Origin of the sequence: Variovorax boronicumulans, assembly GCF_040544675.1 — a bacterium.
GTDB lineage: Bacteria > Pseudomonadota > Gammaproteobacteria > Burkholderiales > Burkholderiaceae_C > Variovorax > Variovorax boronicumulans_D.
The window spans coordinates 302,688-318,303 of sequence record NZ_JBEPKK010000001.1 but is presented as its reverse complement, the minus strand read 5'-3'; the positions used below and the strand labels follow the sequence as shown (position 1 = coordinate 318,303).

Genomic DNA, 15,616 nt, shown 5'->3' with positions numbered 1-15,616 from the left:
CTTCCTTGTCATTCCCAGTCGAGCGCGCCTTTTTTCCACTCGTAGATGAAACCTACGACGAGGATGGCGAGAAAGATCATCATGGCCCAGAAGCCGACGGCGCCGATTTCCTTGAGCGCAATGGCCCACGGAAAGAGAAAGGCAATCTCGAGATCGAACAGGATGAAGAGAATGGCGACGAGGTAGTAGCGCACATCGAACTTCATGCGCGCATCCTCGAAGGCTTCGAAGCCGCACTCGTAGGGCGCGTTCTTCGCGGCGTCGGGCCGATTGGGGCCGAGGATGTATCCGATGACCTGAGGGGCGACGCCTACGCCGACTCCGACCAAAATGAACAAAAGGACCGGAAGGTAGGAATCGAGGTTCATCGAGAATTTTTCACCGCTTGCCACCGGCAAGAAGAACCCCTGGATGAGGTTTTCTGCCGATGAGATTTGGTGCGGTCGGCGAGACTCGAACTCGCACAGCTTTCGCCACTACCCCCTCAAGATAGCGTGTCTACCAATTTCACCACGACCGCGGTTTTTGCTGCTCAGATGGCATGAGGTACCGGTTAAGGCATTTGGCTTTCTGAACAGCTTTAGAGTTTACCCTGAAATGCAGTCGTTTCTTGGCGAGGACTGCATGAAAACGACTTGATTACTTGCTTGGGATCTGACCCGCGCCCGAAACCGGTGCGGCAGGTGCCGATGCCGGTGCGCTCGGAGCGCCCGCGCCAGGGATTTCGCCTGCCGCGCCAGATGCCGGCGCAGCCGGTGCGCCCACGGCCGCACGCTCGATGAGGCTGCTGCCGCCGCCAGGACGCGCATGGCTGAAATACGCGAGCAGCAGCGTGCATGCAAAGAACACTGCAGCCAGCACGGCCGTGGTGCGCGAGAGAAAGTTCGCGCTGCCGCTGGCGCCGAAGAGGCTGCCGGCGCTGCCGCTGCCGAAGGCTGCGCCCATGTCGGCGCCTTTGCCGTGCTGGATCAGGATCAGGCCGATCATCACAAGGGCTGCCAGCATTTGCACACCGACCAGAAGGTTGAGGACCACGTTCATTCGTTCTTACTCCTAATTGACAACAGCCGTTGCGCGTTCAGCGCGCAGCGGCAGAAATGATCTGCAGAAAGTCGGGCGCCTTGAGCGACGCGCCGCCGATGAGGCCGCCGTCGATGTCGGCCTGCGCCAGCAGTTCGGCGGCATTGGCCGCGTTCATGCTGCCGCCATAAAGAATGCGGATGCCGGCCGAATGCTCGCTCGCCGCGTGATGCAACTGCGCGCGCAGCAAGGCATGAACCGCCTGCGCCTGCTCGGGCGACGCCGTCTTGCCGGTACCGATGGCCCAGACGGGCTCGTAGGCCACGACGATCTCGCTGATGCAATGGCCGTTCACATGGATCACTGCGGCCAACTGGCGCTTGACGACCTCTTCGGTCTGCCCTGCTTCGCGCTCTGCCAGGGTCTCGCCGACACAGACGATCGGCGTGATGCCGTTCGCCAGTGCGCAAGCCGCCTTTGCAGCCACGATCTCGTCGGTTTCGCCGTGGTACTGGCGACGCTCGGAGTGCCCAACGATCGCGTAGCGCACACCGAAATCCTTCAGCATCGCCGCCGATTGCTCGCCGGTGAACGCTCCTTGCGGGTGCGCCGAAATATCCTGCGCCCCCAGTGCCAGCGACGTCGATCCCGCAAGCAGCGATTGCAGCTGGGCAAAGTACGGCGCAGGCGCACACAGCACGACATCGCAGCCCGCCGGGCTCGCCGCCAGGCCTTGCTGCAAGGCCTTCACCAGCGCCTCGTTGGCGGTCAGGCCGCCATTCATCTTCCAGTTGCCGGCGATCAGTTTTTTCTTGGTCGTCATCGCGTTGCTCGTTGTCACCATGTCAGCACGATCTTGCCGATGTGCTGGTTCGATTCCATCAGCGTGTGAGCCTGGGCCGCGCCACTGGGTTCACCCACCGCCGCAAAAGTGCTGTGGATCACGGGCTTGATCGCGCCGCTTTCCAGCAGCGGCCACACCTTCTCGCGCAAGGCCTTGGCGATTGCGCCCTTGAACGCCACCGGCCGGGGCCGCAGCGTGGAGCCGGTGATCGTGAGGCGCCTGCGCAGCACGAGGCCCGCATTGATCTGGGCCTTCACGCCGCCCTGCACCGCAATGATCACGAGCCGGCCGTCTTCGGCCAGGCACTCGATCTCGCGCGCCACGTATTCGCCCGCCACCATGTCGAGGATCACGTCCACGCCCTTGCCGCCGGTGAGCTTCTTCGCCTCTTCGACGAAGTCGCTCGTGCGGTAGTTGATGGCATGGTCGGCCCCCAGCTTCATGCAGGCTTCGCACTTGTCCTCGCTGCCGGCCGTGACGATCACCGTCGCGCCCAGCGCCTTGGCGATCTGGATCGCGGTGACGCCGATGCCGCTCGAGCCGCCCTGGATCAGCAGCGTCTCGCCCTTTTGCAGGCGGCCGCGCTCGAACACATTGCTCCAGACGGTGAAGAAGGTCTCGGGCAGCGATGCCGCATCGACATCGTTCCAGCCCTTGGGCACCGGCAAGCACTGCGCCACGGGCGCCACGCACAGCTCGGCATAGCCGCCACCGGCGACCAGCGCGCAGACGCGATCACCGACCTTGAGGCCCACCTCGGCCAGCGCCGCAGCGTCGCCCGAGACGATCTCGCCGGCCACCTCGAGGCCCGGCAGGTCGGATGCGCCCGGCGGCACCGGGTAGTGGCCCATCCGCTGCAGCACGTCGGGGCGGTTGACCCCGCTGGCCGCAACGCGAATCAGCAACTCGCCCACGCCCGCCACCGGATCGGGACGATCGGCCACGCGCAGCACCTCAGGGGCGCCGTACGAAGTGATTTCAATGGCTTTCATGGTCTTTCGGCCTCCAACGCCCGCAGATGGGGCGCAGCTAGCTGTTCAAAATTCAAAAGATAGCGACGGCAGGTTTGCCGCCGTCGCGCCCTTCTTACTCCTGAGGCTCGCGCGGTGCCTGCGACTGTTGCTCGCCGGCCGGAGCCTGCTGCTGGTCGTTGCGCGGCTGTTGCTGTTGGTCGTTGAAGCGCGGTGCGCGCTCGCCACGATCGCCGCCGCGATCGCCACGGTCCGAACGCTCACGGCGTTCGCCGCCACGGTCACCGCGATCGCCGCGGTCTTCACGCGGCGGGCGCTCGCTGTATTCCATGCCGGCCGGACGCTCGGTCAGGGCCTTCATGGACAGCTTGACGCGGCCCTTTTCGTCCGTCTCGAGAACCTTGACCTTCACGATCTGGCCTTCGCTCAGATAGTCGGTCACCTTCTCGACGCGTTCGTGCGCGATCTGGCTGATGTGCAGCAGGCCGTCCTTGCCGGGCAGCAGGTTGATGAGCGCGCCGAAGTCCAGGATCTTGGTGACCGGGCCTTCGTAGACCTTGCCGATTTCGACTTCGGCCGTGATCTGCTCGATGCGCTTCCGGGCCATCTCGGCCTTTTCAGGATCGGTGGACGCGATGGTGATGAGGCCCGGATCTTCATCGGAGATGTTGATCGTCGTGCCGGTTTCTTCCTGCAGACCGCGGATGACAGCGCCGCCCTTGCCGATCACGTCGCGGATTTTCTCGGGGTTGATGCGCATCGTGGTCAGGCGCGGCGCGAAGTTCGACACCTCGGCCTTGGCCTCGCCCATGGCTTCCTGCATCCTGCCCAGGATGTGCATGCGCGCTTCCTTGGCCTGTGCCAGTGCGACCTGCATGATTTCCTTGGTGATGCCCTGGATCTTGATGTCCATCTGCAGCGCGGTGATGCCGCTGGTGGTACCCGCAACCTTGAAGTCCATGTCGCCCAGGTGATCTTCGTCGCCCAGGATGTCGGTCAGCACCGCGAAGCGGTTGTCTTCCTTGATCAGGCCCATGGCGATGCCGGCCACGTGGGCCTTCATCGGCACGCCGGCGTCCATCATCGACAGGCAGCCGCCGCAGACCGAAGCCATCGACGAAGAGCCGTTCGACTCGGTGATTTCCGAGACCACGCGCACGGTGTACGGGAATTCTTCCTTGGTCGGCAGCACGGCGACGAGCGCGCGCTTGGCCAGGCGGCCGTGGCCGATTTCGCGGCGCTTGGTCGAGCCCATGCGGCCCACTTCGCCGGTGGCAAAGGGAGGCATGTTGTAGTGGAACAGGAAGCGGTCTTCGTACTCGCCGGCCAGCGCGTCGATGCGCTGTGCGTCGCGTTCGGTGCCCAGCGTGGTGATGACCAGCGCCTGGGTTTCACCGCGTGTGAACAGGGCCGAACCGTGGGTGCGCGGCAGCACGGAATTGCGGATCTCGATGGGGCGCACGGTGCGCGTGTCGCGGCCGTCGATGCGGGGTTCGCCCGACAGGATCTGGCTGCGCACGATCTTCGATTCGATGGAGAACAGCAGGTCGTTGACCTTGCCCGCATCGAAGGGCTCGCCGCTTTCCTTCAGCGCGCTCATGACGCTGGCGTTGGCTTCGCGCAGGGCCTGGGTGCGGGCTTGCTTGCTGCGAATCTGGTACACGGCGCGCAGCTTTTCTTCGGCCAGGCCCTTGACCTTGGCGACGAAGGCTTCGTCTTCGGCGGGCGCTTGCCAGTCCCACACCGGCTTGCCGGCGTCGCGCACGAGCTCATGGATCGCGTTGATCGCGATACCTGCCTGTTCGTGGCCGAACACCACGCCGCCGAGCATGATTTCTTCGCTCAATTGCTGGGCTTCGGACTCGACCATCAGCACGGCGGCTTGCGTGCCGGCGACGACGAGGTCCATCTGCGAATCCTTGCGAGCCGTCTGGCCCGGATTCAGCACGTACTGGCCGTTGATGTAGCCCACGCGGGCGGCACCGATCGGGCCGCTGAACGGAATGCCGGAGATCGACAGGGCGGCGCTCACGCCGATCATGGCGGCGATGTCGGCGTCGACTTCAGGGTTGAGCGATACGGTGTGGATGACCACGTGCACTTCGTTCAGGAAGCCTTCGGGGAACAGCGGGCGGATCGGACGGTCGATCAGGCGGCTGGTCAGCGTTTCGTGTTCGCTGGGCTTGGCTTCGCGCTTGAAGAAGCTGCCGGGGATCTTGCCCGCGGCGTAGGTCTTCTCGATGTAGTCGACGGTCAGCGGGAAGAAGTCCTGGCCCGGCTTGGCGGACTTGGAAGCGACCACGGTCGCCAGGATCACGGTGCCGTCGATGTCGACCAGCACGGCGCCATTGGCTTGACGGGCGACTTCGCCCGTTTCCATGACGACAGTCTTGTCGCCCCACTGGAAGGACTTGGTGACTTTGTTGAAGAGGCTCATGTTTGCTCCTGTTTTAGTAGCGAACCGCACAGGGTTCGCAAGGGGCGGAGGCTGTCTCAGAACACGATGCCATTCCAGCGAAGCTCGGGGCGAACTTCATTGGAATGACACAGCTTCGCTCTGTTTTGGCACTCCGAAAGTGGATCGCGAAGTAAAAAACGCCTGAGCTAGCGGACTAACCCAGGCGTTTTTTCATGCGATTCGGTTTACTTGCGCAGACCCAGCTTGGCGATCAGCGCGGTGTAACGTTCAGCATCCTTGGACTTGAGGTAGTCTAGGAGCTTGCGGCGGCGGCTCACCATGCGCAGCAGGCCGCGACGGCCGTGGTGGTCCTTGGCGTGCGTCTTGAAGTGGGGGGTGAGCTCGTTGATACGGGCGGTCAGCAGTGCGACTTGCACTTCGGGGCTGCCGGTGTCGTTGGCGGCGCGGGCGTTGTCCTTGACGACTTCGGCCTTGATGGAGGCTGCGATCATGATGATTTCCTTGTTCCGGGATGTTTGACTTGCGGTGAGCGCTGGAACTGCCCTCACCGTGCGCCTTGCGGCATGCAAAGCCTCGGGATTATAGCCCGGCGACTTTGGACGGGCTTTGACCCCTGCCGAAACCCTTTTCGGGCGTCACCACACCTCGTTTCAGCGGGGCTGCTGCTCCGCCAGCCAGCGGCGCAGCCGCTCCACGCCCGCCACCAGCCGCTGCGGGTCCTTGGACGCAAAGCACCAGCGCAGCCAGCCCTGCGCCTCGGGGGCGAAAGCATTGCCCGGCGCGAGCCCCAGCCCCGCCTCGACCACCAGCCGCTTGGCCACCTCGAGCGAATCGCCGAAGCCGTCCAGCCGGAAGAAGGCATACATGCCGCCCTTGGCCGGCGCCACCTGCACGCCGGGCACCTGGGCCAGCAGCGGCACCAGCGTGTCGCGGCACAGCTTCAGGTGCGCCACCACGCGCGGCGTGATGTCTGCCGTGTGCTCGATCGCCGCGATGGCGGCGCGCTGCGTGAACACGCTCGCGCACGAAGTGTTGAACTCGATCAGCTTGCCGATGCCGTCCACCATCGAAGGCGGCAGCACCAGCCAGCCGAGGCGCCATCCGGTCATGAGGAAGCTCTTCGAAAAGCTGTGCGTCACGACCAACCGGTCATCGGGCTTCGAGATGTCGAGAAAACTTGGCGCGCAGCCGTTCGGCGTGGGCTCGAAATACAGCCGCTCGTACACCTCGTCGGCCAGGATCCAGGTGCCAGTCTGACGGCAATGATCGAGCACGGCTTGCTGCTCGTCGCGCGACATCGTCCAGCCCGTCGGGTTGTTGGGCGCGTTGACGATCAGCAGCTTCGTCTTCGGCGTGACGGCCGACCGCAGCGCAGGCAGATCGAGCGTCCACTCTCCTTCGACAGGCACCAGCGGCACGGTGCGCACATGCGCGCCCATGATCGCCGGCTGCGCCGTGAGGTTGGGCCACACCGGCGTCACCGCAACCACGTCGTCGCCCGCCTCGACCAGCGCCTGGACCGCCAGCATCAGCGCGCTCACGCCGCCCGAGGTGACGGCGATGCGCGAGGCATCGACCGCCGGATGCAGCGCGCTGGTGTAGCGCGCAATGGCTTCGCGCAACTCGGGCAGGCCGAGGTTGTGCGCATAGAAGGTCTCGCCGCGCTGCAGCGAATCGATGGCCGCCTGGCGGATCACCTCGGGCGTGACCTCGTCGCTCTCGCCGAACCAGAAGGCGAGCACGTCGTCGCGGCCGAGGCCTGCATTGGCCACTTCGCGGATCTTGGAGGCTTCGAGGTTGTGGATGGCTTCACGCATCGGCGGGGGTCCTGTTCGTCATGGTCGTTTCATCTTGCACGAGGTCGGCAGTTCGGCGCGCTCGGGGGCAATGGTCTTGATCACGCGGAAGCCGTAGCCCGAGCCCTCGACATCGAACTGCACGCCGGGCTTGCCCTGCCTGTCCATCACGCCGACCACCAGTTGCTGCTGAAACTGGTGGTCCGCCGCGCGCATTCGGCCGCGCTGCCCGTAGAGGCTCACGTCGGCCTGCTCCAACGCACGCGCCAGCGCCACGGCATCCACACTGCCCGCGCGTTCGACGGCCTGCGCCAGCGACTCGACCAGCAACTGCATCCGCATGTGCACATAGTCGTCCGCCGGCTTTGGAAAGCGCGCACGGAACGCGCGATAGAAAGCCTCCGACTGCGCGGTCTGCACATTGGGCAGCCAGTCCGCAACTGCCACCACGCGGCCGATGCCCGCATCGCCGATGGCCGCGGGCGCGCCGAGCGCATTGCCGTAGAAGCTATAGAAAGTGCCGTTGAACCCTGCTTCGCGCGCCGCCTTCACCAGCAGCGTGAGGTCGTTGCCCCAGTTGCCGGTGAACACCGCCTGCGCGCCGCTCGCGAGGATCTTGGTGGCGTAGGGTGCGAAGTCCTTCACCTTGCCCATCGGATGCAGTTCGTCGCCGACGATTTCCACGTCGGGCCGCTGCACGCCGAGTTGCCGGCGCGACTCGCGCAGCACCGCCTGGCCGAAGCTGTAGTCCTGCCCGATCAGGTAGGCGCGCTTGAGCGCGGCATCGTCCTTCACCACGTCCATCAGCGCGGCCACGCGCATGTCGGCGTGTGCGTCGAAGCGGAAGTGCCAGAAGCTGCAGCGCTCGTTGGTGAGCGCCGGGTCGACAGCAGCGTAGTTCAAAAAGATCACGCGCCGCGCGGGGTCGCGCTCGTTGTTCTTGTCGATGGCATCGACCAGCGCCGCCGCGGTGGCCGACGAGTTGCCCTGCAGCACGATGCGCGCGCCGTCGTCCATGGCCGCGCGGAATGCGGAGAGCGCCTCTTCGTTCTGGCCCTTGCTGTCGTAGCGGTCCAGCTGCAACGGGCGCGCACCGCCCGGCAGCTTCACGCCGCCGCGTGCGTTCACGCGCTCCACCGCCCACAGCAGGTTGCGGAACACCGCCTCGCCCGTGTTGGCAAACGGCCCGCTCATGCTCTCGATCAAGGCCAGTCGAATGGGCGCGGGCGGCGCGGCCGGGGTTTGTGCAAGCCCGGCCAGAGGGCTCGCGCATAGCGCCAACGCCGCGAATTTCAAGGCGTGGCGGCGCCAAATAAAGGTGGGAGTCATCGTCTTGAAACGCGTGCGGCTGCGCCTAGATGAGGTGTCAAGCGGCACTCAGGATTGAATGGCCGCGCAGTGTAAGGGACACACATTCCTTGTCCCCATTGTGTTCATTCAGGAGCTCTTCATCATGTTTTTCGCACCCACCATCCGCACCACCCGCTTCGTTCCCCGCTCGCAGGATCGCGCCTTCGAACGCTTCGTGAACGAGGCCTTCGCCGCACCCCGCCGCTCGCCGCTGGTGGAGCAGGACGACACCAGCTGGACCCTTTCGCTGGACGTGCCCGGCCTCTCGCGCGAAGACCTCGTCATCGGGATCGAAGGCGCCGTGGTTCGCATCGACAGCAAGGCCGAAGCCAAGCGCCAGGTCAAGGCCGCCTACGAGCTGCCGCAGGACATCGACGTGGCAGCCAGCACCGCGAAGCTGGAGAACGGCGTGCTCACGCTCAAGCTCGGCAAGCTGGCCCCGGTGAGCCAGGCTACGCAGCTGCAGATCGACTGATCTCGCGGATGCCCACAAGAGGAAAATGTCAGTACTTGCTTGTTTTTGACTTTAAACAAGCAACTTATTCACAATAGCCCCGAGTTAACATCACATGACGTGGCGTTAACTTAGAACTTTCTTCTTCGTGGGCGTCTCGCAAGCGCACCGAAACTCGTGCCGGTGCGCGTCCGGGTGCCCCTCAAGGCACCATGAAAACCCACCTGCAGTCGGCCAACGACAACATCCAGTCCCAAACGCTCCTGGTATTTCTGCCCGGCGCGTACCTCAAACCCGAAGAATTCGAGCAGCAGGGCTTCATCAGCGCTGTGCGAGAGCGGCACTTCGCCGCCGACGCCATGCTGGTGGACGCCGATGTCTCCTACTACTACGACCAGACGCTCAGCGACCGCCTGCACGCGGACGTCATCGCGCCCCAGCGTGCCAAGGGCTACACCTCGATCTGGCTCGTGGGCATTTCGATCGGCGGCTTCGGCGCGCTGATCCACGAGCTCGCACGGCCGGGGTCGGTGGACGGCATCGTGGCGCTTGCGCCCTACTTGGGGCGCCGCGTGCTGGGAGCGGAGATCCGCAAGGCCGGCGGCCTGCGCGCCTGGCATGCCCCCACCGGGCCGCAGCCCGACGAGGAACCCGATCGCCAGCTCTGGCCCTTCTTCCAGCAGTACCTGCAGGCCGAACCTTCCAGGTCCCTGCCGCCGCTCTACCTGGGTTTCGGCCTGGGCGACCGCTTCGCGGGCAACCACCAGTTGCTGGCCGACGCCCTGCCGCCGGAGCGCGTCTTCACGACCGAGGGCGGGCACGACTGGCCCGAATGGCGCCAGCTCTGGCGCAACGTGCTCGATGTGCTGCCGCTGCCGAAACTGGGGCGCCCGCTGCAACCGGTCACGCGGTTTCCGGTAGGAGAGTTCAGCCAGCCTCGGTCATCAGCGAAGCCATGGGCCATCGCGGCTTGACGTCGAAGGCATAGCGCGCGCTGGCCTGCGAAAGGCCTGACTGCAGGCGCATGGCCGCGGCCATGGCGATCATGGCGCCGTTGTCGGTGCACAGGTGCAGCTCGGGGTAGTGCACGCGCACCTTGCGCCTGGCACAGGCCGCATTCAGCTGTTCGCGCAGGTTCTTGTTGGCCCCCACGCCGCCGGCCACCACCAGGCGCTTGAGCCCGGTCTGGTCGAGCGCGGCGAGCGACTTCTTCAACAGCACCTCGACGATGGCCGCCTGCGTGGACGCCGCCAGATCGGCCTTGTTCGCCTCCAGTTGGTCGCCCAGCTTCTTGGCCTGCGTTAGCACCGCAGTCTTGAGGCCGGCAAAAGAAAAATCGAGATCGCCGCTGTGCAGCAGTGGCCGCGGCAGCTTGAACGCGGTGGGGCTGCCGCCTTCGGCCAGCTTGGCGAGCCAGGGGCCGCCCGGGTACGGCAGGCCCATGAGCTTGGCGCTCTTGTCGAAGGCCTCGCCGGCCGCGTCGTCGATGGTTTCGCCGAGCAGTTCGTAGCGGCCCACGCCGTCGACCCGCATCAGCTGGGTGTGGCCGCCCGACACCAGCAGCGCGACGAACGGAAATTCAGGCGGATCGGCACTCAGGAACGGCGACAGCAGATGCCCTTCGAGGTGATGCACCCCCAGCACCGGCTTGCCCAGCGCCACGCCCAGCGCACAGGCCACGCCCGCCCCCACCAGCAGCGCGCCAGCCAGGCCCGGGCCTCGCGTGTAGGCCACCACGTCGATCTCGTTCAGCGCGCGGCCCGCCTCGGCCATGACGGCTTCGGTCAGCGGCAGCACGCGGCGAATATGGTCGCGGCTGGCCAGTTCGGGCACCACGCCGCCGTAGGCCTGGTGCATGGCGATCTGGCTGTGCAGCGCGTGCGAAAGCAGCACCGGCAGCGCGTTGCCATGCGACTCGACCAGCGCCACGCCGGTCTCGTCGCAGGATGATTCGATTCCCAACAAGAGCATCCGGCGAGTGTAGGTGGGGCCTGCAAAGGGCGCCCCCGAAGGGGAAAGCGCGGGCGCGGGCAGCCCGAGGCACGGATGTTGCAGCGACCGTGTGCGTCCCTCACCCTACCCCCCATGAAATCCGGCCTGCATTTTCTGATCGCCGCGCGCCAGTGCGAAATCGACGAACTCGACCAGCTTGCCCGCACCAGCGCGCTGGTCAGCGCGATTGGCCGCCTGGTGCATGCGCTGCAGCGCGAGCGGGGCATGTCCAACGTGTTCCTCGCTTCGCGCGGCGTTCGCTTTGCCGAGCAGCGCGATCCGCAAATCGCCGAATGCCTGGCGCTGGAGCAGGAGGTGCGCGCAAGCTTCGACCAGTTGGAGACCGAGGCCCGCCAGCGGGCCAGCGCGGGCAACAGCGCGCGTCTTTTCAGCCGCATCGCCTGGGTGCTGCCGGGGCTGGACGCCCTGCCCGTCCTGCGCCAGCGTGTGGGCGCGCTCGAGCTCGCGCCGGCGCAATCCACCGCCGCCTTCGCCAAGCTCATCGCCGGCCTGCTCGCGGTGGTGTTCGAGGCGGCCGACGGCGCCACCGACCCCGAGATCTCGCGCCTCCTGGTCGCGATGTTCAACTTCATGCAGGGCAAGGAGTTCGCGGGCCAGGAGCGTGCCTTCGGCGCCGCCACGCTGGCGCTGGGCCGCGGCAACGAGGCGCAGCGCGTGCAGTGGCTGCACCTGATCGAATCGCAGGAGCGCTGCTTTCACGTCTTCACCGATTTCTCCAGCAACGAAGTGCTGGCGCTCTGGCGCGAGAGCGAGGACGACGCCACCATGGCCGAGCTGGAGCGCCTGCGCCGCGTGGGCACCGCGCCGGCCGCGGCGCACGAGGCGCCGCACAGCCAGCTGAGCCAGAACTGGTTTGACTGCTGCACCCGCCGCATCGACGCCATGCGCAGGGTCGAAGATCGCCTGGCCGCGGACCTGCGCGCCCTGTGCGACCGCAAGACCGCCCAGGCGCGCACCGACCTGGAGGCCTACCGGCAACTGCTGGTCACGCTTGCGCCGCAGTCCGGCGGTGCCCTGTTCTTCGACGACGCCGGCACCGAGGCCGTCGCCCCCGCACCCTACGGCCGCAACCTCGAACGCTCGGTGCTCGACATGGTGCAGGAACAGTCGCAGCGCCTGCAGGCCATGAGCGACGAACTGCAGACGGTGCGTGCCTCGCTCAACGAGCGCAAGGTGGTCGAGCGCGCCAAGGGCCTGCTCATGGCGCACCGGCGCCTGAGCGAAGACGAGGCCCACAAGATGCTGCGCCAGACCGCCATGAACCAGAAGCGCCGGCTGGTCGACGTGGCCGAGTCGATGCTGGCCATGGCCGACTACCTGCCCCTGCCGGACGCACGCCCGCTGCGCTGAAAGCGTTCAAGTTGGTGCATCGCACAAAAACGGGCCTCGGCTGTTCGCCGTGGCTACGCGTGCTAAAGCCTTCATCCACAACGCACTGCAGCTACTTTTTCGATAGCGCGCGGAAGTCTCCAGGCACTGGCACACGGCTTGCATGGGTGAATGCATAAGACCCCACAGGTCTTCTAGGCAGGCGGCACCCAACGGCGGGTGCTTCCCACCGAACCGGACAAAGGCGTCCCCATCCCGCAAGGGCTCGTTCGCGAGCAGCCCCTGCGTGGTCGGGACGCCTTTTTTGTTTTTCGCTTTCTGTTTTTTGTTCTTCAACCGGAGCCCGCCCTCATGACCGACCTGCTGAAAACCCGCCTCAGCCGCCGCCGCGTATTGCAAGCCGCCGCCATCGGCGCCGTGGGCATCGACCCCGCGCTGCGCGCCGCCGTCTGGGCCCAGGGCTCCGACAAGCCCGAAAAGGAAGAAGTGAAGATCGGCTTCATCCCGCTGACCGACTGCGCCAGCGTGGTGATGGCCTCGGTGCTGGGCATCGACAAGAAATACGGCGTGAAGATCGTCCCCAGCAAGGAAGCCAGCTGGGCCGGCGTGCGCGACAAGCTCTCCAACGGCGACATCGACATGGCGCACGCGCTCTACGGCCTGGTCTACGGCATGCACCTGGGCCTGAGCGGCCCGAAGAAGGACATGGCCGTGCTCATGACCCTGAACAACAACGGCCAGGCCATCACGCTCTCCAAGAAGCTGGCCGACAAGGGCGCGGTCGATGCCGCCTCGCTCGCCAAGCTCATCGCCACCGAGAAGCGCGAATACACCTTCGCGCAGACCTTCCCCACCGGCACGCACGCCATGTGGCTCTACTACTGGCTCGCCTCGGCCGGCATCGACCCGTTCAAGGACGTGAAGAACATCACCGTGCCGCCGCCGCAGATGGTGGCCAACATGCGCGTGGGCAACATGGACGGCTACTGCGTGGGCGAGCCCTGGGGCCAGCGCGCGATCATGGACGGCATCGGCATCACGGCCATCACCACGCAGGACATCTGGAAGGACCACCCCGAGAAGGTGCTCGGCTGCACCGCCGAGTTCACGAAGAAGTACCCCAACACCGCGCGCGCCGTGACCGCCGCGATCCTCGAAGCCAGCAAGTGGATCGATACCGGCCTGCAGAACAAGAACAAGATGGCCGAGACCATCGCCGACAAGAGCTACGTCAACACCAGCGTGGACGCGATCAACCAGCGCATCCTGGGCCGCTACACCAACGGCCTGGGCAAGAGCTGGGACGACCCCAACCACATGAAGTTCTACAACGCCGGCGCGGTGAACTTCCCGTATCTCTCGGACGGCATGTGGTTCCTCACGCAGCACAAGCGTTGGGGCCTGCTGAAGGAACACCCCGACTACCTGAAGGTGGCCACCGAGATCAACCGCATCGACATCTACAAGCAGGCCGCCGCCGCCACGCAGACGCCCGTGCCCAAGGAGGTGATGCGCACCAGCAAGCTCTTCGACGGCGCCGTGTGGGACGGCAAGGACCCGAAGAAGTACGCCGAGTCGTTCAAGCTGCATGTCTGAGGAGAAACGCACCATGGTCAGCGCTGTATTTCATTCGCCCCTGGATGCCTCGCTCCCTCTCCCGCGTGCGGGAGAGGGCCGGGGCGAGGGTGTGCCCCGTATCGAGGCTGCCCCTCACCCCAACCCTCTCCCCACAGGGGAGAGGGAGCCAAAACCTTCGCTCGACCTGCGCGCCTTCTGGATGCGCGTGCTGCCGCCGCTCGCAGGCTTCGGCCTCCTGCTGCTGGTCTGGGAACTGGTCGCCATGAAAAGCACCACCGGCTTTCCCACGCCGCTCGCCACTTGGCAGCAGGCGCTCACCGTGTTCAGCGATCCGTTCTACAGCAAGGGCCCGAACGACCAGGGCGTGGGCTGGAACGTGCTCTCGTCGCTGCAGCGCGTGGCGCTGGGCTTCGGGCTCGCGGCGCTGGTGGGAATTCCGGCCGGCTTTGCGATCGGGCGCTTCGAGTTCCTCGCGCGCATGTTCAATCCGCTGATCAGCCTGCTGCGCCCGGTGTCGCCGCTCGCCTGGCTGCCCATCGGCCTCCTGGTGTTCAAGGGCGCGAACCCGGCGGCCATCTGGACCATCTTCATCTGCTCGATCTGGCCGATGGTCATCAACACCGCCGTGGGCGTTCAGCGCGTGCCCAGCGACTACATGAACGTGGCCAAGGTGCTCAATCTTTCCGAATGGAAGATCCTCACCAAGATACTGTTCCCCGCCGTGCTGCCCTACATGCTCACCGGCGTGCGTCTGGCCGTGGGCACCGCATGGCTGGTGATCGTCGCGGCCGAAATGCTCACCGGCGGCGTCGGCATCGGCTTCTGGGTGTGGGACGAGTGGAACAACCTCAACGTCGCCAACATCATCATCGCGATCTTCGTGATCGGCATCGTCGGCCTGGTCCTCGAATTCGCGCTGATCAAGATCGCAACCGCCTTCACCTTCGAAGAGGTGAAGTCATGACCCTTCGACAAGCTCAGGACGATCGGTCCACCAAGTACATCGAGATCCGCGGCGTCGAGCAGCGCTTCAAAACAGCCAAGGGCAGCTTCCTGGCCTTGCGCGACATCGACCTGAACGTCGCCAAGGGCGAGTTCATCACGCTCATCGGGCACTCGGGCTGCGGCAAGTCGACGCTGCTGAACCTGATCGCCGGGCTGACCACGCCGACACAGGGCGTGCTGCTGTGCGCCAACCGCGAAATCAAGGGGCCGGGTCCGGAACGCGCCGTGGTGTTCCAGAACCATTCGCTGCTGCCCTGGCTGACCTGCTTCGAGAACGTGTACCTCGCGGTCGAGCGCGTGTTCGCGGCCACCGAGAGCAAGGCCCAGCTGCGCGCACGCACCGATGCGGCGCTCGCGCTCGTCGGCCTCACGCCCGCCGCGCAGAAGCGCCCCGGCGAAATCTCCGGCGGCATGAAGCAGCGCGTGGGCATCGCCCGGGCGCTGTCGATGGAACCCAAGGTGCTGCTGATGGATGAGCCCTTCGGTGCGCTCGATGCCCTCACCCGCGCCAAGCTGCAAGACGAGTTGCTCGCCATCGTGCAGAAGACGCACAGCACCGTGGTCATGGTCACGCACGACGTGGACGAGGCCGTGCTGCTGAGCGACCGCATCGTGATGCTCACCAACGGCCCCGCCGCCACCATCGGCGACGTGCTGGCGGTGGACATCGCCCGGCCGCGCAACCGCGTGGAGCTGGCCGAAGACCCGGCCTATGTGCATGCGCGCAAGGCGGTGATCGACTTCCTCTACACGCGCCAGGCGCATGTGGAGAAAACCGCGGCCTGACGCAGCGGCAGCTGGCCGGCGTCACCACGTCCACCCCTCGACGACGGCCGC

Annotated in this window: 15 protein-coding genes and 1 tRNA gene; 6 read left to right on the top strand and 10 right to left on the bottom strand. The window is 65.7% G+C overall.

From position 1 onward, the window contains the following. Positions 1-8: 8 nt before the first annotated feature. The 9 genes from ABIC90_RS01475 to ABIC90_RS01435 all read right to left on the bottom strand — a co-directional run bounded on the left by ABIC90_RS01475 (position 9) and on the right by ABIC90_RS01435 (position 8,379). Positions 9-368, bottom strand: a complete 360-nt coding sequence (locus ABIC90_RS01475) for an NADH-quinone oxidoreductase subunit A (RefSeq protein ID WP_041943881.1) — start codon at positions 366-368, stop codon at positions 9-11. A gap of 67 nt (positions 369-435) precedes the next feature. Further along, a tRNA-Leu gene (locus ABIC90_RS01470) sits at positions 436-520 on the bottom strand. Positions 521-639: 119 nt separating this feature from the next. Continuing rightward, entirely contained in the window at positions 640-1,041 is a 402-nt protein-coding gene (gene secG, locus ABIC90_RS01465; RefSeq protein WP_354352259.1) for a preprotein translocase subunit SecG, read from the bottom strand. Between the two features lie 37 nt (positions 1,042-1,078). Continuing rightward, positions 1,079-1,864 (bottom strand): triose-phosphate isomerase, encoded by a 786-nt coding sequence (tpiA, locus tag ABIC90_RS01460; protein ID WP_354352258.1) that lies wholly within the window; start codon positions 1,862-1,864, stop codon positions 1,079-1,081. Continuing rightward, positions 1,858-2,856 (bottom strand): NAD(P)H-quinone oxidoreductase, encoded by a 999-nt coding sequence (locus ABIC90_RS01455; protein ID WP_354352257.1) that lies wholly within the window; start codon positions 2,854-2,856, stop codon positions 1,858-1,860. The genes tpiA and ABIC90_RS01455 overlap by 7 nt, the downstream gene beginning before the upstream one ends. A 94-nt stretch (positions 2,857-2,950) precedes the next feature. Then, the gene (gene pnp / locus ABIC90_RS01450) at positions 2,951-5,272 is read right to left on the bottom strand and encodes a polyribonucleotide nucleotidyltransferase (protein ID WP_354352256.1); all 2,322 of its coding nucleotides are present in this window, start codon (positions 5,270-5,272) and stop codon (positions 2,951-2,953) included. A gap of 206 nt (positions 5,273-5,478) precedes the next feature. After that, a complete protein-coding gene (gene rpsO, locus ABIC90_RS01445; protein ID WP_056579564.1) occupies positions 5,479-5,745 on the bottom strand; it encodes a 30S ribosomal protein S15 in 267 nt (88 codons plus the stop codon). 159 nt (positions 5,746-5,904) lie between these two features. After that, on the bottom strand, positions 5,905-7,071 hold the full coding sequence (locus ABIC90_RS01440) for a pyridoxal phosphate-dependent aminotransferase (RefSeq protein WP_354352255.1): 1,167 nt from the start codon (positions 7,069-7,071) through the stop codon (positions 5,905-5,907). A gap of 18 nt (positions 7,072-7,089) precedes the next feature. Then, the gene (locus tag ABIC90_RS01435; RefSeq protein WP_354352254.1) at positions 7,090-8,379 is read right to left on the bottom strand and encodes a branched-chain amino acid ABC transporter substrate-binding protein; all 1,290 of its coding nucleotides are present in this window, start codon (positions 8,377-8,379) and stop codon (positions 7,090-7,092) included. 124 nt (positions 8,380-8,503) lie between these two features. Between ABIC90_RS01435 and ABIC90_RS01430 the strand changes: the two genes are divergently transcribed. Further along, a complete protein-coding gene (locus ABIC90_RS01430) occupies positions 8,504-8,875 on the top strand; it encodes an Hsp20/alpha crystallin family protein (RefSeq protein WP_354352253.1) in 372 nt (123 codons plus the stop codon). 191 nt (positions 8,876-9,066) lie between these two features. Continuing rightward, entirely contained in the window at positions 9,067-9,828 is a 762-nt protein-coding gene (locus tag ABIC90_RS01425; RefSeq protein WP_354352252.1) for an alpha/beta hydrolase-fold protein, read from the top strand. Here ABIC90_RS01425 and tsaD read toward each other — a convergent pair. Beyond that, entirely contained in the window at positions 9,782-10,825 is a 1,044-nt protein-coding gene (gene tsaD / locus ABIC90_RS01420; protein ID WP_354352251.1) for a tRNA (adenosine(37)-N6)-threonylcarbamoyltransferase complex transferase subunit TsaD, read from the bottom strand. The genes ABIC90_RS01425 and tsaD overlap by 47 nt on opposite strands. 114 nt (positions 10,826-10,939) lie before the next feature. Between tsaD and ABIC90_RS01415 the strand changes: the two genes are divergently transcribed. The 4 genes from ABIC90_RS01415 (at position 10,940) to ABIC90_RS01400 (ending at position 15,565) form a co-directional block, all read left to right on the top strand. Further along, positions 10,940-12,217, top strand: coding sequence for a nitrate- and nitrite sensing domain-containing protein (locus ABIC90_RS01415; protein ID WP_354352250.1), 1,278 nt, complete (start codon positions 10,940-10,942; stop codon positions 12,215-12,217). Positions 12,218-12,547: 330 nt separating this feature from the next. Next, the gene (locus ABIC90_RS01410) at positions 12,548-13,792 is read left to right on the top strand and encodes a CmpA/NrtA family ABC transporter substrate-binding protein (RefSeq protein WP_354352249.1); all 1,245 of its coding nucleotides are present in this window, start codon (positions 12,548-12,550) and stop codon (positions 13,790-13,792) included. A gap of 13 nt (positions 13,793-13,805) precedes the next feature. Next, on the top strand, positions 13,806-14,738 hold the full coding sequence (ntrB, locus tag ABIC90_RS01405) for a nitrate ABC transporter permease (protein ID WP_354352248.1): 933 nt from the start codon (positions 13,806-13,808) through the stop codon (positions 14,736-14,738). Continuing rightward, positions 14,735-15,565 (top strand): ABC transporter ATP-binding protein, encoded by an 831-nt coding sequence (locus tag ABIC90_RS01400; protein WP_354352247.1) that lies wholly within the window; start codon positions 14,735-14,737, stop codon positions 15,563-15,565. Before ntrB ends, ABIC90_RS01400 begins: the two co-directional genes overlap by 4 nt. Positions 15,566-15,616 lie beyond the last annotated feature (51 nt).

Coding starts and splice junctions, on each gene's coding strand:
- tpiA (WP_354352258.1), bottom strand. CDS start 1,864: ATGGTGACAACGAGCAACGCGATGACGACCAAGAAAAAACTGATCGCC.
- ABIC90_RS01475 (WP_041943881.1), bottom strand. CDS start 368: ATGAACCTCGATTCCTACCTTCCGGTCCTTTTGTTCATTTTGGTCGGA.
- ABIC90_RS01435 (WP_354352254.1), bottom strand. CDS start 8,379: ATGACTCCCACCTTTATTTGGCGCCGCCACGCCTTGAAATTCGCGGCG.
- ABIC90_RS01455 (WP_354352257.1), bottom strand. CDS start 2,856: ATGAAAGCCATTGAAATCACTTCGTACGGCGCCCCTGAGGTGCTGCGC.
- ABIC90_RS01400 (WP_354352247.1), top strand. CDS start 14,735: ATGACCCTTCGACAAGCTCAGGACGATCGGTCCACCAAGTACATCGAG.
- ABIC90_RS01415 (WP_354352250.1), top strand. CDS start 10,940: ATGAAATCCGGCCTGCATTTTCTGATCGCCGCGCGCCAGTGCGAAATC.
- rpsO (WP_056579564.1), bottom strand. CDS start 5,745: ATGATCGCAGCCTCCATCAAGGCCGAAGTCGTCAAGGACAACGCCCGC.
- pnp (WP_354352256.1), bottom strand. CDS start 5,272: ATGAGCCTCTTCAACAAAGTCACCAAGTCCTTCCAGTGGGGCGACAAG.
- ABIC90_RS01410 (WP_354352249.1), top strand. CDS start 12,548: ATGACCGACCTGCTGAAAACCCGCCTCAGCCGCCGCCGCGTATTGCAA.
- ABIC90_RS01430 (WP_354352253.1), top strand. CDS start 8,504: ATGTTTTTCGCACCCACCATCCGCACCACCCGCTTCGTTCCCCGCTCG.
- secG (WP_354352259.1), bottom strand. CDS start 1,041: ATGAACGTGGTCCTCAACCTTCTGGTCGGTGTGCAAATGCTGGCAGCC.
- ntrB (WP_354352248.1), top strand. CDS start 13,806: ATGGTCAGCGCTGTATTTCATTCGCCCCTGGATGCCTCGCTCCCTCTC.
- ABIC90_RS01440 (WP_354352255.1), bottom strand. CDS start 7,071: ATGCGTGAAGCCATCCACAACCTCGAAGCCTCCAAGATCCGCGAAGTG.
- ABIC90_RS01425 (WP_354352252.1), top strand. CDS start 9,067: ATGAAAACCCACCTGCAGTCGGCCAACGACAACATCCAGTCCCAAACG.
- tsaD (WP_354352251.1), bottom strand. CDS start 10,825: ATGCTCTTGTTGGGAATCGAATCATCCTGCGACGAGACCGGCGTGGCG.